The sequence below is a fragment of the Pseudoalteromonas simplex genome, from assembly GCF_015278155.1.
Lineage (GTDB): Bacteria > Pseudomonadota > Gammaproteobacteria > Enterobacterales > Alteromonadaceae > Pseudoalteromonas > Pseudoalteromonas simplex.
Genome location: NZ_JADILN010000053.1, coordinates 1 through 360, shown reverse-complemented (window position 1 = coordinate 360; position 360 = coordinate 1). Strand labels below are relative to the sequence as shown.

Here is a 360-nt window from a genome sequence, read left to right as displayed (position 1 = left end):
TAACCTTTCCTCCTTACTGAAAGTGCTTTACAACCCGAAGGCCTTCTTCACACACGCGGCATGGCTGCATCAGGCTTGCGCCCATTGTGCAATATTCCCCACTGCTGCCTCCCGTAGGAGTCTGGGCCGTGTCTCAGTCCCAGTGTGGCTGATCATCCTCTCAAACCAGCTAGGGATCGTCGCCTTGGTGAGCCATTACCTCACCAACTAGCTAATCCCACTTGGGCTAATCTTATGGCGTGAGGCCCGAAGGTCCCCCACTTTGGTCCGTAGACATCATGCGGTATTAGCAGTCGTTTCCAACTGTTGTCCCCCACCATAAGGCATATTCCCAAGCATTACTCACCCGTCCGCCGCTCG

General features: G+C 54.7%; 1 rRNA gene. It reads right to left on the bottom strand.

Annotated features, from left to right (window positions below):
• Positions 1–360, bottom strand: a 16S ribosomal RNA gene (locus IRQ78_RS20490); the annotation flags it as partial.